The organism is Citrobacter sp. Cb004 (assembly GCF_030337065.1).
Classification (GTDB): Bacteria; Pseudomonadota; Gammaproteobacteria; order Enterobacterales; family Enterobacteriaceae; genus Citrobacter; species Citrobacter braakii.
In genome coordinates this window covers 142,146-156,260 of record NZ_JAOWCH010000059.1, presented here as the reverse complement: position 1 = coordinate 156,260, position 14,115 = coordinate 142,146, and the positions used below count along the sequence as shown (strand labels likewise).

Sequence of the window (14,115 nt, the reverse complement as noted above, 5' to 3'; positions counted from 1 at the left end):
ATGGACATCACGAAAATACTCAATACAAATCGCGTTATTTTGGACATGAAGGCCACAAACAAAACGGAGGTTATTGAGGAACTGACGGATATTCTGCAAAAAGATGGGGCAATTAGCTGCCGGGAAACGTTTATTCAGGATGTCTGGCAGCGTGAATCAGAAGGCTCGACCGGCTTCGAAAATCATATTGCGATTCCGCACGGGAAATCCTCGGCGGTGGTCAATACCACGCTGGCGATTGGGCGTACCCGCCAGGATATTCCCTGGGAAACCCTGGACGGCAGCAACGTGCGCTGCATCATTCTGTTTGCCGTACGCCTTGAAGATCAAAACACCACCCATATTCGCCTGCTTTCGCAGGTTGCCGGCGCGTTGGCGGATGACGACATTATTGAACAACTGTTAGTCGAAAGCAGTCCACAGAAAATTATTGAGCTTTTTAGCCAATATGCTGAATCCAATGTCTGCTAAATAAAACGTGGAGCATGTTATGAATATTGTTTGTGTTGCCGCCTGTACGGCGGGTATTGCGCACACCTATATTGCCCGTGAGAAGTTAATTAAAGGTGCTAAAGCGCTTGGTCATAATATAAGAGTAGAAACCCAGGGGACTATCGGCACGGAAAACGAATTGCTGACAGAGGACATTTCTGCTGCTGATGTCGTGATTCTCGCTGTGGATGTAAAAATAAAAGGGGAGGAACGATTTTTAAATAAACGTATTGTGCGAGTGAAAACTGAAATTGTCATAAAGTCGCCCATTCAGTTTCTTGAAAAGGTCGAAAAATCATTAGTTAATAATAACCAGTAGCGATCCCCATTCTGGAGGGATTTCACATGAGTGAAAATAAAATTCCGCTATCTCAGGAAATAAAAAGACATTTATTAACGGGGATTTCGTGGATGATCCCGTTAATTGTTGCCGCCGGGATCTGTATTGCTCTCGGGCAAATACTTGGCGGCACTAACGTGGGTGAAAAAACAGGAACCATACCCTGGATGCTCAACCAGATTGGCGGCTGGGGGATGGGGTTAATCGTACCGCTGATTAGCGCGGCGATTGCGTACTCTATTGCTGACCGCCCCGGATTCGCACCGGGTCTGATTGTCGGCTTTGTCTGCGGTGAAATTCATACCGGTTTTATCGGCGGGATGCTGGGCGGTTTTCTGGTCGGTTATACCGTCCTGCTGCTCAAGCGCTATATCCGTTTGCCGCAGTCGATGCAGGGGTTGATGCCCATCATGGTGCTGCCGGTACTGAGTACCGTCATTGGCGGCCTGTTGATGATGACGCTCATTGGCAAACCGATAGCCTGGCTGCAGGACGCGTTGATTCATCTGCTGGAGTCCATGCAGGGCGGGTCACGCTTTTTAATGGGGGCCATCCTTGGCGCAATGGCGACATTCGACTTTGGCGGACCGGTGAATAAAACCATGTCGCTATTTGCTGACGGCATGTTGGTCAGCGGCGTGTACGGTCCGGAAGCGGTGAAGTTTGTCGGTTCGATAATCCCTCCGTTCGGCATTACGCTCTCCTTTTTGCTGACGCGTCACAAGTACACCCGTGCGGAGCGCGAGGCGCTGAAAGCGGCATTCCCGATGGGGATCTGCATGATTACCGAAGGGGTCATTCCCATTGCGGCGCGCGACCTGCTGCGCGTGGTGGGGTCCTGCGTAGTGGCCTCGGCGATAGCGGGCGGTCTGATTATGGTGTGGGGCGTCGAAAGCCCGGTACCGCACGGCGGCATGTTCGTGGTCCCGCTCTTTACGCATCCGCTGCTGTTTTGCCTGGCGCTGGGGATCGGCACGGTGATTTGCGGCGTCATGCTGTCGTTGTGGAAGAAACCGGTGACCGAACGTGACGAAGAGTTTGATGAACTTAGCGATCAAAAGCTGAAAGACGAAGAGATCACCTTCACCCTGGAATAACCGGAGGCCGTATGTTTGCCGATATGAAAAGCATGGTGACGAAAGCCTGGCGCGAGCAGTACGCGCTGCTGGCCATCAACTGTATGAATCTGGAAAGCGCCCGTGCGGCGGTGCGGGTGGCTGAGAAACACCGTGCGCCCATCATTCTGAATCTGTATCAGGGGCATCTGGGCCATTTTCCTGCACCGATAGCGGTGGCGGTCGTCAAAACGCTGGCAGAGGAAGCGTCGGTACCGGTCGCGCTGGCGCTGGATCATGGAAAGGACCCAGTGCGCATTCGCCAGGCTTTTCGCGCCGGATTCAGCGGGTTAATGATCGACGCCTCCGCCTTTGCGCTGGAGGAGAACATTCGCCAGACCCGGGCGGTGGTTGAGCTCGCGACCAGCGTTTCTCTATGCGTGGAAGGCGAGCTGGGGCATCTGGCCGACGCCCCGCGCTATGATCACGCAGCTAACGCTGATTTGATGACCCAGGCCGCCGATGTGGAGCCCTTTATCCAACAGACCGGTATCGATTTACTGGCGGTCTCGGTCGGCACGGCACATGGCATGTACGCGCCCGGTGTCATACCCGCCATTGATTTCCAGCGACTGGAGGAAATTGCCCGTTTATCAACGGTGCAGCTGGCGCTGCATGGCGGCAGCGGGACGCCGTTTGACCAGCTACAGCGCTGCCCGACGTTTGGCGTCGCCAAGATAAACGTTGGCGCGGCGGTTTTCGAAGCCGGAAAGGCTGCACTACTGCATACCCTGTGTCGCGACACATCCGGTGAACTCGTTGATGCCCTGGCCCTGATGGAGCAGGCCTGCGAGGAAGCCATTATTCCGTACCTGCAGGCCAGCGGCGCTATCGACAAAGCCTGATTCATTTTCTGTAACGCCTTCTATGCCTCTGCGACGACGCACTGGCAGGGCTTTCTACACCCTGAAACTGGAGAATTAACATGTTAGTTTCGATGAAAGAATTACTGCAACCTACCCGTCAGCACGGTTTTGCCATCGGCGCATTCAACGTGGCGGACAGCTGCTTTGTACGTGCAGTAGTGGAAGAAGCGGAAGCAACCAATACCCCGGCGATTATCTCCATTCACCCCAGCGAACATGATTTTGTAGGCGATGCGTTTTTTAGCTACGTCCGTGATATCACTCTGCGCAGCTCGGTTCCCTTTACTCTGCATCTGGACCACGGCGCTTCGGTCGAGCATGTCCTGCGGGCGATTCAGTGTGGGTTTACCTCGGTGATGATTGATGGCTCGCTGTTGCCGTATGAAGAGAACGTGGCGCTGACCCGCGAAGTGGTCAAGCTGGCGCATGCGGTAGGCGTTTCGGTGGAAGGGGAACTGGGTACGATTGGTCAAACCGGGACGTCAGTGGAAGGCGGCGTATCGAAGGTCACTTATACCGATCCTGATCAGGCACAGGATTTTATCGCCCGTACTGGCGCGGATACGCTGGCGGTGGCGATTGGAACTGCACACGGCATCTACCCGAAAGGGATGCAGCCAGAGCTGCAAATGAACATCCTGCGCGACATCGCCGGGCGAGTGGACATTCCGCTGGTGCTGCACGGAGGTTCCGCGAACCCGGATGCGGAAATTGCCGAATCCGTTACGCTGGGCGTTGGCAAAATCAACATTTCCAGCGATATGAAATACGCTTACTTCCAGAAAGTCCGCGAAATCCTGGCGAAAGAAACCTGGTGGGACCCGAACGTTATTTACCCGGAAGCCATTAGCGCCGCGCGGGATGTGATCCGTCACAAAATGAAACTGTTCGGCTCAACCGGCAAAGCGTCACTTTACTAACCGCATACAGGCGGGGTGACCCGCCTTTTTCGCAACAAGGAAAAGTGGAATGAAGCGTTCACACATTAATTATGCCGTCGATAAAGCGCATGCCATCGCCGAGACTTTTCGGGTTTGCCTGCCTGACTTTGCGTATTTTACGGCTGACGCCTGGCGGCAACAGGATCACACTCTGTGGCGTGAAGTGCTCGATCTCCAATTGGGCTGGGATATAACCGACTTTGGGCGCGGAGATTTTGCGCAAACGGGGCTGACGTTACTGACGTTGCGCAATGGTCAGTTAGGGTCAGCCAGCTACCCCAAACCGTACGCCGAAAAGATGCTGCAAATTCAGCAGGATCAGCAGACGCCATGGCATTTTCATCGCCATAAAATGGAAGATATCGTTAACCGCGGCGGCGGTGATTTATGTATGCAGTTGGCGTGGGCTACACCTGATGACGGGTATGATGCCCGGCGCATTGTTGAGGTTAGCGTCGATGGTCAGCGGCGTTCCGTTGACGCTGGCGAGACGCTGGTATTGAAACCGGGGCAGGGGGTATGCCTGCCGCCGCGGTTGTATCATCGCTTTTGGGCGGAGAAAGCGTTCGTGCTGGGCTGGGAGATCTCGATGGTCAATGACGACCTGCATGACAATCACTTCCTTGAGCCAGGCGGTCGCTTCCCGGCGATAGAAGAGGACGAGCCGGTGAAGTGGCTGTTGTGCAGTGAATATGCGCGCTTACAGCGATAAACGGCGACCCGGCAGGCAAAGCGCCGCCGGGCCGTCAGATTTTACTGCGCAGCGGGTGGGGCGGTAACTTCACTACCGGATACCACGCCCGCCTGCATGGTTTGCGTTACCTGCTGTTTCTCCACGTTCACCGCATGCAACTGGCCGCTGACCGTTGGCTTGAGTGGCGCATCGGCTTGAATATTGCCGCTGGCGGTAAGCTGGATGTTACCGTCGCCGGAAAGCGGCAGTGCGGGCCATCCCCACTGCTGCAGAATCGTCATTGGCACGCCGCGCCCGTTCAGGCTGACCTGAGTTTGACGCTGAGGCAACTGTGAAATACTGGCAGTGGCCTCCAGCAACCCTTTTTCCGTATAGGCGCTTAGTTCGCTGATATTGATGGTGCTGCTGTTCGCCGTCAGCGCCAGCGAAGGACGACGCACGTCGGTGCGGTTAAAGGTGCCGGCAGCGGCGTTGAGGTTAGCGCTCCCGCTCCAGATCCCCCACTGATTGTTCTGCACCAGCCCGAGGTTAGCACCGTAGCCGTCCAGCGCGGTGAGCTGCCATGGGAAGCTCGGGTCGATATCAATCACCAGATTACGGCTGGCGCTGAATTTCTTCAGCGTCAGGCTGGCTAGCCAGGCTGGTAGAGGTTTCATCCACAGCTGTTTCCAGTTTTCCGGCAGCGTGTACTCCAGACCGGCAATGGCGGCATCATCGAGGACCAGCGCTTTGTTGTTGCGCTGCCAGTTTCCGGAGGTTCTGACCATTCCCCCTTCCCAGCGGGTGGTGAACTGACGCAGCGCTATGCCCTGCGGCGAGAACTCGGCGTTCATAATCGGATCGAAAAAGTGCAGAGAGCCGTAGATAAACTCGCTGGCGTTCATCGACAGTTTTCCTTCCTGAGTTTGCCAGTCGTCCTTGCTGAAGGTCATGTTGCGCAAGCTCAGATCGAGATCCGTCACCGCCCAGTCAGGGCCTTGCAGACGGGCATCTGTTACTTCCAGACGACCAATTTGCAGGGAAGGAATAGTGCTTAACGGAGCAAAAAACTCGGCCAGCGATTTGTCGCTTTGCAGCCGAATATCGTTCAGACGTAGATTCTCCACTACCCAACTACCGTCGGCATTGCGTTGCGCCACGCCGGTTAATGCCCCACGCGCCACGTCTGCGCCAATATTGCTCAGCGTCACACGGTCATGGTCAATACTGCCTTCAATCAATACGTTGGTCGTGGGGACGTCGTTCAGCGTCAACGAACTGGCGCTGAGCTGAATTTGCGCTTTACTCCCGAGAATTTTACCCGCCTCAGGACTCCAGGGTATGACTCCGCCGTTAACGCGCTGCGCGCTCAGGGTCCACTCGCTACCGGGACTGTTAAGCGCCATATCTTGCAATTGCAGGCGATCGGCCTGGAACGGCAGCGGCGCAGTTTGCTGGGAAAGATTCAGCGTGCCGTTTTGCAAAAGGATGGTGTCTACGTGCAGCGGGTCGGTGATTTGGCGGCTGCTCAGTCCAATATCGACCGTTTTGGCGACCAGCGTTGCGGGCTGACCATCCCGGCCAAAGGTGACGTTTTCCAGCAGAATATGGGAAGGAGAAGAAAACCGGTGATCGATGGCATCAAATGCCAGATGGTAGCTGCTGTTCTGCGAAACCCAGGCGCTGACGTGCTCTGCGCCCCAGCGGGTTTGCAGTAGAAAATATAAGCCGAGGATCGCCACTGCAAGGGCGATCAGCACGTAAAGAAGCAGCTTTCCAATAAATTTCATGGTCTTCCATCCCGCGAAGTGCACATAGTCAAGTTATGCACGATTTAGGCGCAATGCTCAAGGCGGGAATGGTGAAAGAGCGTTACAGCGGCGTTGATTCAGAATCAACGCCGCATTTTGCTTATTGCTTCTCTGGTGGGAACACCAGATTCAGAACGATAGCGGTAATACCGCCTGCGGCAATGCCGGAAGAGAGCAGGTTTTTCACCCAGTCCGGAGCGAACTGCAGGATCAGCGGCTGCTGGGAAACGCCGAGGCCGACGGCCAGCGACAGCGCGATAATCAGAATTGCGCGGCGGTTCAGCGGTTCGCGGGATACGATACGCACGCCGGATGCCGCGATAGTACCGAACATCACCAGCGTAGCACCGCCGAGTACTGGCTCAGGAATATGCTGTACAAAACCGCTGACCGCCGGGAACAGGCCCAACGCGATCAGCATCAGCGCAACCACAAAACCAACGTAGCGGCTGGCAACACCTGTTAACTGAATAACCCCGTTGTTTTGTCCAAAACAGGAGTTCGGGAAGGTGTTGAATACGGCTGAAACAAACGAGTTCAGACCGTTCGCCAGTACGCCGCCTTTCAGGCGTTTCATATACAGCGGACCAGAAACGGGCTGCTCGGAGACATCGGAGGTGGCCGTAATATCACCGATGGTTTCCAGCGAGGTAATCATAAACACCAGCATCAGCGGCAGCAGTAAGCTCCAGTCGATACCCAGGCCATAATACAACGGCGTTGGCACCATCAGCAGGTCCTGACTTACCGGCGCGGTATTTTGCGGCAGCATATCCATAAACCACGCCAACAGGTAACCTGCCGCCATCGCAATCACCAGTGACGCAACGCGCAGGTACGGGTTGCGCTGGCGGTTAAGCAGGATAATCAGCGCCAGCACGACGCCTGCCAGCAGTAAATTCTTTGGCGCGCCAAAGGTGTTGTCGCTCATTGCCGCATAGCCGCCGCCAATCGACGTCAGCCCCACCTGAATCAGCGACAGGCCGATAATCATCACCACCACGCCTGAGACCAGCGGGGTAATGATACGACGCGCCAGATGCAGTACGCGTGAGATAACCATCTCAGTGCAGCTTGCCAGCATCAGTGTACCGAACAGCGCCGCCATCATGGTTGGGACATCAGCACCACCGGTTTTTAGCGCTGTACCGCCCATAATCAGTGGCGCAACAAAGTTAAAGCTGGTGCCCTGAATGGATAATAGCCCTGAGCCGACCGGCCCCCAGGCTTTGATCTGAATGATAGAAGCCACGCCGGATGCGAACAGCGACATACTGATAATGTGTTGAGTATCCTGAGCCGGTAAACCGAGCGCCTGGCAAATTAACAGCGCTGGGGTGATTACCGCGACGAACATGGCCAGCAGGTGCTGACAGGCGGCAAACAGGGTCTGGGCTAGCGGGGGGCGATCTTCAAGACGGTAAATCAGTTCACTGTTGTGAGTCTGCGCAACCGGTTGCGCATTTGTTGACTCTACGGCGTTAACGGACATCAGAGGCAATCCCATGGTGGAAAAGCGGTGATTTTATCTGACCATGGCGGAAATGCAAACGTTTGCTACCAGGTGTTCTTAATATTTAAAACGGATAAACAAACATTTTTATATAACTTTTCATGATTTTCTGCTTAAAATCCACACCGAAAACTCAATAAGAGCTAAAAATCGGTCTGGAATGCATCGTGCGTGATTGTGCTAAACGCACTAATGGAGTTGTAAATGTTTTATCTCGATACGTTATCAACGCTGGTTGCGGCAACCCTTGTGTTGCTGCTGGGACGTAAGCTCGTCCAGTCTGTTTCCTTCCTGAAAAAATACACCATTCCCGAACCGGTAGCTGGCGGATTGCTGGTGGCGATTGCGCTGCTGGTGCTGAAAAAAAGCATGGGTTGGGAAGTGAACTTCGATATGACCCTGCGCGATCCGCTGATGCTGGCATTCTTCGCCACTATCGGCCTGAACGCCAATATCGCCAGCCTGCGCGCGGGTGGCCGCGTGGTGGGTATCTTTCTGATTGTGGTTGTTGGCCTGCTGCTGATGCAAAACGCCATCGGTATTGGTATGGCGACTCTGCTGGGTCTGGATCCGCTGATGGGTCTGATCGCCGGTTCGATAACCCTCTCTGGCGGGCATGGAACCGGGGCCGCATGGAGCAAACTGTTTATTGAGCGCTATGGTTTCGCTAATGCGACGGAAGTGGCGATGGCTTGCGCAACGTTTGGCCTGGTGCTGGGCGGATTGATTGGCGGCCCGGTGGCCCGCTATCTGGTCAAACACTCTACCACGCCAGACGGCATGCCGGACGATCAGGCTGTGCCTACCGCATTTGAAAAGCCAGATGTCGGACGCATAATCACTTCGCTGGTGCTGATTGAAACCATTGCGCTGATCGCCATCTGTCTGACGGTGGGTAAAATCGTTGCACAAATGCTGGTCGGAACGGTGCTGGAACTGCCGACTTTCGTCTGCGTGCTGTTTGTTGGGGTGATCCTCAGTAACGGCCTGGCGTTAATGGGTTTTTATCGGGTGTTCGAGCGCGCGGTTTCGGTCTTGGGTAACGTTAGCCTGTCGCTGTTCCTGGCGATGGCGCTAATGAGTCTGAAGCTGTGGGAGCTGGCTTCTCTGGCCCTGCCGATGCTGGCAATCCTGGTTGTGCAGACCATTTTCATGGCGCTGTACGCGATATTCGTCACCTGGCGCATGATGGGTAAGAACTACGATGCCGCCGTGCTGGCAGCCGGACACTGCGGTTTTGGCCTCGGTGCGACACCCACGGCGATTGCCAACATGCAGGCAATTACTGAACGTTTTGGGCCATCCCATATGGCGTTTCTGGTGGTGCCGATGGTGGGGGCGTTCTTTATCGATATCGTCAATGCGCTGGTGATTAAGCTGTATCTGCTGCTGCCGATTTTTGCGCAATAATGTCTGTGCGGCGGAGTCACATCCGCCGCCGCTATGAATCTACTATGCGTTGGAGTAGCGCTCGGTTTCCGGCATCCAGCGTTCAATCAGCGCCACAGCCTGTTGCGGGTAACGTTCGTGAATATGACGGGCAATGCGCTGAACTTCCGGGATAATCGCCTGATCGCGCAATAAATCTGCGACTTTGAATTCTGCCGTTCCGGTCTGGCGCGTACCCAACAGCTCGCCGGGCCCGCGGATCTCTAAATCTTTTTGCGCGATCACGAATCCGTCATTGCTATCTCGCAGAACCTGCAGACGTTTTTGCGCGGTTTTTGACAGCGGCGATTTGTAGAGCAGGACGCAGTGGGAGGCCACCGCGCCACGACCTACGCGACCACGTAGCTGGTGCAACTGCGCCAGGCCCAAGCGCTCCGGGTTTTCAATAATCATCAGGCTGGCGTTAGGTACGTCTACGCCCACTTCAATCACCGTGGTGGCAACCAGCAGCTGCAGTTCGCCCTGCTTAAACGCCGCCATTACCGACTGCTTCTCTGCGGGCTTCATACGGCCGTGTACCAGGCCAATATTCAGCTCTGGCAGCACCAGTTTAAGCTCTTCCCACGTGGCTTCAGCCGCCTGAGCTTCTAACAAATCAGACTCTTCAATCAGCGTACAGACCCAGTACGCCTGGCGCCCTTCATGGGTACAAGCGTTGCGCACGCGGTCAATAATATCGCTGCGGCGGGTATCCGGAATCGCCACCGTGGTGACCGGTGTACGCCCCGGAGGGAGTTCGTCAATGACCGATGTGTCGAGATCGGCATAGGCGGTCATCGCCAGCGTGCGCGGGATTGGGGTGGCGGTCATGATTAGCTGGTGTGGATGGAAACCCTGCTGCTGACCTTTCTCCCACAGCGCCAGGCGCTGATGTACGCCAAAACGGTGCTGTTCGTCGATGATAACCAGTGCCAGTCCGTTGAACTGCACCTGTTCCTGGAAAATTGCGTGCGTGCCGACAATCATCTGCACCTCACCGCTGGCGATAGCTTCCTGCTGTGCCAGGCGCGCTTTGCCTTTCTGTTTACCTGCCAGCCAGCCAACTTCAATACCCAGTGGCGCGAACCAGTTGCGGAAGTTATTCGCGTGCTGTTCAGCCAGCAGTTCGGTGGGTGCCATTAGCGCAACTTGCTTACCATGTGCGATGGCACGTAGGGCGGCCAGCGCCGCAACCAGCGTTTTACCTGAGCCGACATCGCCCTGAACCAGACGCATCATGGGGACATCCAGTGCCATATCGCGTTCGATCTCAGCGGTAACGCGGGCCTGGGCGCCGGTGGGTTTAAACGGTAGAGCCGCCAGCAGCTTATCTTTCAGCGCGTTGTTTGCGATCAGCGGCTGGGCGTGGAAACGTTGCGCCCCAGCGCGTAGTGCCAGCATGCTGAGGTTATGCGCCAGCAGTTCTTCCAGAATCAGACGTCGCTGTGCTGGATGCTGACCGGTTTCCAGATCGCTCAACTGCAGTGACGGCGGTGGACGGTGCAATGTGCGCAAAGCTTCCGGCAGGCTCATCATGCCCTGCAACAGCTCTGGCGGCAGCAGTTCGGCAATTGCGCAGGTATCGAGCAGGTCCAGCGCTTGATCGGTCAGTTTGCGCAGCGTGGCCTGCTTCACGCCTTCGGTGGTTGGATACACCGGCGTGAGCGTTTCCTGCAATTCCGGCGTGCTGAGATCGCCCTGCACGCGATACTCCGGGTGGATCATCTCTGCGCCGTATTTTCCGCGTTTGGCTTCGCCATAGGCCAGCACCCGGCGACCGGTGGCGAGACTGTTTTTCATTGCGGCGCTGAAGTTGAAAAAGCGCATGGTGAGAATGCCGGAGCCATCACTGATCTGACAGGTCATCATCCGGCGTCCGCCGAAGGTGATATTGCAGTTCAGCACTTCGCCTTCTACGGTGGCGTAAACGCCCGGCAGCAGTTCGCCAATCGGGTACAGGTGCGTGCGGTCTTCGTAACGCAGAGGGAGGTGGAGCAGAAGGTCCTGCACGGTGTGCAGGCCAATTTTCGCCAGTTTACTGCTTTGCGCTGCGCCAACGCCGGTCAGAGAATTGAGTGGGATGGCATCCAGTAAACGGCCTTTCATCGCGTTTATCTCGCAGATTGCATAGTGGCCCACCACGTTGCATCGGCTTCAATTTCGCCCTGCGTGTTTACGTGGGGGTAGGGAAGACCTTTGCGCTTAGCGACATTCGCCAGCACCGGATAACCGCCTTCAAACAGCAAACGCTGCTGCTCATCTTGCGCCAGCATGCTGTTTTCTCGTCGGTACATGCCGGCGTTTTGCCGCTGGCGCTGTGCTTCGTACAGAATCAGCGCGGAGGCGACCGAAACGTTCAGCGATTGCACCATGCCAGTCATGGGAATGATGATGTCCTGATCCGCCAGATCCAACGCTTCCTGAGTGATGCCGGTTTTCTCCTGGCCCATCAGGATGCAGGTGGGGCGCGTGTAATCAATCTCGCGAAAATCCACGGCTTTATCTGACAGATGTGTTGCCAGAACCTGCATGCCCTGGCTTTTTAAATGTGTGACCGCATCGCCAATAGTGCGGTGAGTCTTCACCTGTACCCAACTGTTGTTGCCTGCGGCAGAAGAGGCCATGGTGCGTATACGGCTACCAGGCCAGACGGCGTGGACTTCATGCACGCCGACCGCGTCTGCAGTACGAATGATTGCAGAAACGTTATGAGGTTTGTGGACCTGCTCCATGCAGACGGTCAGATCGGGCTGACGACGTGCGAGCATCTCGCAAATACGTGCATAACGTTGAGTATTCATAAAACGTGTTCTAGTTACGGTTACGGGTGACTTTTATCACGTCCGGCATGACGCGGATTTTGCGCATGATATTCGCCAGGTGCACGCGATCGCGAGCGGTCAGGCGAATAAAGGCGCTATAGACGCGGCCATCTTTCTCTTCCGTATTCAGACTTTGAATGTTGGAGGTAGTCGTGTTGATTGCCGCCGTCAGGTTCGCCAGAGCACCCTGGTGGTTAAACATATCCACCTTAATCTCGGTGATGAACTCCTGCTCTGTCTCTTTATCCCATTCCACCGCCATAAACTTCTCTGGCTCTTTTTGATAGCCACGAATGTTACGGCAGGATTCATGGTGAATCACCAGACCTTTACCCGGGCTGACGTGGGCAATGATTGGATCGCCAGGAATCGGACGACAGCATTTCGCGAAGGTGATCAGCACGCCATCTGCGCCTTTGATCGGCAGATGACCGTGTCCAGATTGCGCTGGCACGTTTGCCGTTGCTTCGCCCTGTTGGAGGTTTTTCGCTACCACCACGCTCATGGCGTTACCCAGACCGATTTCCGCGAGCAGATCGTCAAGCGTGGCGAGCTTCATGCGCTCAAGCTCACGCTGGATGCTCTCTGGCGGGATCTCAGCCAGTTTACGGCTACCGCCTAAGGCATGGTTGAGCAGTCGACGACCCAGACTGACGGAATCATCGCGCTTGAGGTTTTTCAGCAGTTGGCGAATTTTGGCGCGAGCTTTCGAACTGACGACGAAGTTGAGCCACGCTGCATTCGGACGGGCGCCCGGAGCGGTAATAATCTCAACGGTCTGGCCGCTAAAGAGCGGCTGCGAAAGCGGGTAAGGTTGTCTGTCGACGCGGGCGCCGACGCAGGCGTGACCGATATCGGTATGCACGGCGTAGGCGAAGTCGACAGGCGTTGCACCGGCAGGCAGTTCGACAATGCGCCCTTCCGGTGTGAAAACATAAATCTCATCCGGGAAGAGATCAGATTTGACGCTTTCAATAAATTCAAACGAGCTACCGGCGCTCTGCTGCAGTTCCAGCAGGCTTTGCATCCAGCGTTGAGCGCGGATTTGTGCGGTGGTGCTGCTTTCGCCGCCGTGCTCTTTGTAAGCCCAGTGCGCTGCTACACCCATTTCTGCCATCTGGTCCATGTCTTCGGTACGAATCTGTACTTCAACCGGGACGCCGTGAGGGCCGATCATTGAGGTGTGCAAAGACTGATATCCGTTCGCTTTCGGAATGGCGATATAGTCTTTCACGCGACCAGGACGAGGTTTGTACAGGCTGTGCATCTGGCCGAGTACGCGATAACAGGTATCGGAATCATGAACGATAACGCGAAAAGCGTAGATATCCATGATGGAGTGAAAACGCTGCTCTTTGAGCACCATCTTGCAGTAAATAGAGTACAGGTGCTTCTCGCGGCCACTTACACGACACGGAATACCTGCCTCCTGCAAACGCCCTTCGATTTCCGAGAGGATTTTTTGGATCATCTCTTTGCGGTTGCCACGAGCGGCTTTAACCACTTCTTTAATCACGCGATAGCGGTTCGGGTACAGCGCTTCAAAACCCAGCTCTTCCAGCTCGGTTTTAATGTGATGAATACCTAAACGGTGTGCCAGCGGACTATAGATTTCGAGGGTTTCACGGGCGATGCGGCGACGCTTGTCCGGGCGTAATGAGCCCAGCGTGCGCATGTTGTGGGTACGGTCAGCGAGTTTGATGAGAATGACGCGGATATCCTGCACCATCGCCATAATCATCTTGCGAAAGTTTTCAGCTTGCGCCTCTTTCTTATCGCGAAACTTAAGCTTATCAAGTTTCGACACCCCTTCTACCAGTTCAGCAACGCTTTTACCAAAAAGCTGTTCCATGTCCTGGTAGGTGGCTGGGGTATCTTCAATCACGTCATGCAGCAGCGCAGCCATCAGCGTTTCATAGTCGAGTTTCATCTCGGCCAGAATGCAGGCTACCGCTACCGGGTGCGTGATATAGGGTTCACCGCTTGAACGTGTCTGGCCCTCGTGAGCGTCACGTGCAACGAGATACGCCTGCCGAAGACGCTTAATCTGGTCTTCCGGCAGGTAGTTTTGAATCAGTTGATTCAGGCTTTCAAACAGATACAAGGGCGACCCG

At 55.3% G+C, this 14,115-nt stretch carries 12 protein-coding genes; 7 read left to right on the top strand and 5 right to left on the bottom strand.

The features are described 5' to 3' along the window. The 6 genes from OGV65_RS13110 to OGV65_RS13085 all read left to right on the top strand — a co-directional run bounded on the left by OGV65_RS13110 (position 1) and on the right by OGV65_RS13085 (position 4,466). On the top strand, positions 1–471 hold the full coding sequence (locus OGV65_RS13110) for a PTS sugar transporter subunit IIA (protein ID WP_003842172.1): 471 nt from the start codon (positions 1–3) through the stop codon (positions 469–471). Positions 472–490: 19 nt separating this feature from the next. Beyond that, positions 491–811 (top strand): PTS fructose transporter subunit IIB, encoded by a 321-nt coding sequence (locus OGV65_RS13105; RefSeq protein WP_016155014.1) that lies wholly within the window; start codon positions 491–493, stop codon positions 809–811. 26 nt (positions 812–837) lie between these two features. Further along, positions 838–1,929 (top strand): PTS fructose transporter subunit IIC, encoded by a 1,092-nt coding sequence (locus OGV65_RS13100; RefSeq protein WP_016157774.1) that lies wholly within the window; start codon positions 838–840, stop codon positions 1,927–1,929. A gap of 11 nt (positions 1,930–1,940) precedes the next feature. After that, positions 1,941–2,792, top strand: a complete 852-nt coding sequence (locus OGV65_RS13095) for a class II fructose-bisphosphate aldolase (RefSeq protein WP_286455032.1) — start codon at positions 1,941–1,943, stop codon at positions 2,790–2,792. 80 nt (positions 2,793–2,872) lie between these two features. Further along, complete coding sequence (locus OGV65_RS13090; RefSeq protein ID WP_142418051.1) at positions 2,873–3,733, top strand: ketose-bisphosphate aldolase; 861 nt, start codon at positions 2,873–2,875, stop codon at positions 3,731–3,733. Between the two features lie 49 nt (positions 3,734–3,782). Further along, positions 3,783–4,466, top strand: coding sequence for a D-lyxose/D-mannose family sugar isomerase (locus OGV65_RS13085; RefSeq protein WP_016155011.1), 684 nt, complete (start codon positions 3,783–3,785; stop codon positions 4,464–4,466). A 41-nt stretch (positions 4,467–4,507) separates the two neighbouring features. Here OGV65_RS13085 and OGV65_RS13080 read toward each other — a convergent pair whose 3' ends face one another. Beyond that, positions 4,508–6,217, bottom strand: coding sequence for an AsmA family protein (locus OGV65_RS13080; RefSeq protein WP_016155010.1), 1,710 nt, complete (start codon positions 6,215–6,217; stop codon positions 4,508–4,510). 121 nt (positions 6,218–6,338) lie between these two features. Next, a complete protein-coding gene (xanP, locus tag OGV65_RS13075; RefSeq protein ID WP_003024026.1) occupies positions 6,339–7,730 on the bottom strand; it encodes a xanthine/proton symporter XanP in 1,392 nt (463 codons plus the stop codon). A gap of 225 nt (positions 7,731–7,955) precedes the next feature. Between xanP and gltS the strand changes: the two genes are divergently transcribed. Next, complete coding sequence (gene gltS, locus OGV65_RS13070) at positions 7,956–9,161, top strand: sodium/glutamate symporter (protein WP_016155009.1); 1,206 nt, start codon at positions 7,956–7,958, stop codon at positions 9,159–9,161. A gap of 42 nt (positions 9,162–9,203) precedes the next feature. Here the strand turns inward: gltS and recG are convergent, their stop codons facing one another. From recG to spoT, 3 genes are read right to left on the bottom strand one after another with little or no spacing between them, the layout of a single operon-like run. Further along, complete coding sequence (recG, locus tag OGV65_RS13065; RefSeq protein ID WP_016155008.1) at positions 9,204–11,285, bottom strand: ATP-dependent DNA helicase RecG; 2,082 nt, start codon at positions 11,283–11,285, stop codon at positions 9,204–9,206. Between the two features lie 5 nt (positions 11,286–11,290). Further along, on the bottom strand, positions 11,291–11,980 hold the full coding sequence (gene trmH / locus OGV65_RS13060; protein WP_286455031.1) for a tRNA (guanosine(18)-2'-O)-methyltransferase TrmH: 690 nt from the start codon (positions 11,978–11,980) through the stop codon (positions 11,291–11,293). A 10-nt stretch (positions 11,981–11,990) separates the two neighbouring features. Next, positions 11,991–14,105 (bottom strand): bifunctional GTP diphosphokinase/guanosine-3',5'-bis pyrophosphate 3'-pyrophosphohydrolase, encoded by a 2,115-nt coding sequence (gene spoT, locus OGV65_RS13055; RefSeq protein WP_003024038.1) that lies wholly within the window; start codon positions 14,103–14,105, stop codon positions 11,991–11,993. Between the last annotated feature and the right edge of the window lie 10 nt (positions 14,106–14,115).

Coding starts and splice junctions, on each gene's coding strand:
- OGV65_RS13085 (WP_016155011.1), top strand. CDS start 3,783: ATGAAGCGTTCACACATTAATTATGCCGTCGATAAAGCGCATGCCATC.
- recG (WP_016155008.1), bottom strand. CDS start 11,285: ATGAAAGGCCGTTTACTGGATGCCATCCCACTCAATTCTCTGACCGGC.
- xanP (WP_003024026.1), bottom strand. CDS start 7,730: ATGTCCGTTAACGCCGTAGAGTCAACAAATGCGCAACCGGTTGCGCAG.
- OGV65_RS13095 (WP_286455032.1), top strand. CDS start 1,941: ATGTTTGCCGATATGAAAAGCATGGTGACGAAAGCCTGGCGCGAGCAG.
- gltS (WP_016155009.1), top strand. CDS start 7,956: ATGTTTTATCTCGATACGTTATCAACGCTGGTTGCGGCAACCCTTGTG.
- OGV65_RS13105 (WP_016155014.1), top strand. CDS start 491: ATGAATATTGTTTGTGTTGCCGCCTGTACGGCGGGTATTGCGCACACC.
- trmH (WP_286455031.1), bottom strand. CDS start 11,980: ATGAATACTCAACGTTATGCACGTATTTGCGAGATGCTCGCACGTCGT.
- OGV65_RS13090 (WP_142418051.1), top strand. CDS start 2,873: ATGTTAGTTTCGATGAAAGAATTACTGCAACCTACCCGTCAGCACGGT.
- OGV65_RS13080 (WP_016155010.1), bottom strand. CDS start 6,217: ATGAAATTTATTGGAAAGCTGCTTCTTTACGTGCTGATCGCCCTTGCA.
- OGV65_RS13110 (WP_003842172.1), top strand. CDS start 1: ATGGACATCACGAAAATACTCAATACAAATCGCGTTATTTTGGACATG.
- OGV65_RS13100 (WP_016157774.1), top strand. CDS start 838: ATGAGTGAAAATAAAATTCCGCTATCTCAGGAAATAAAAAGACATTTA.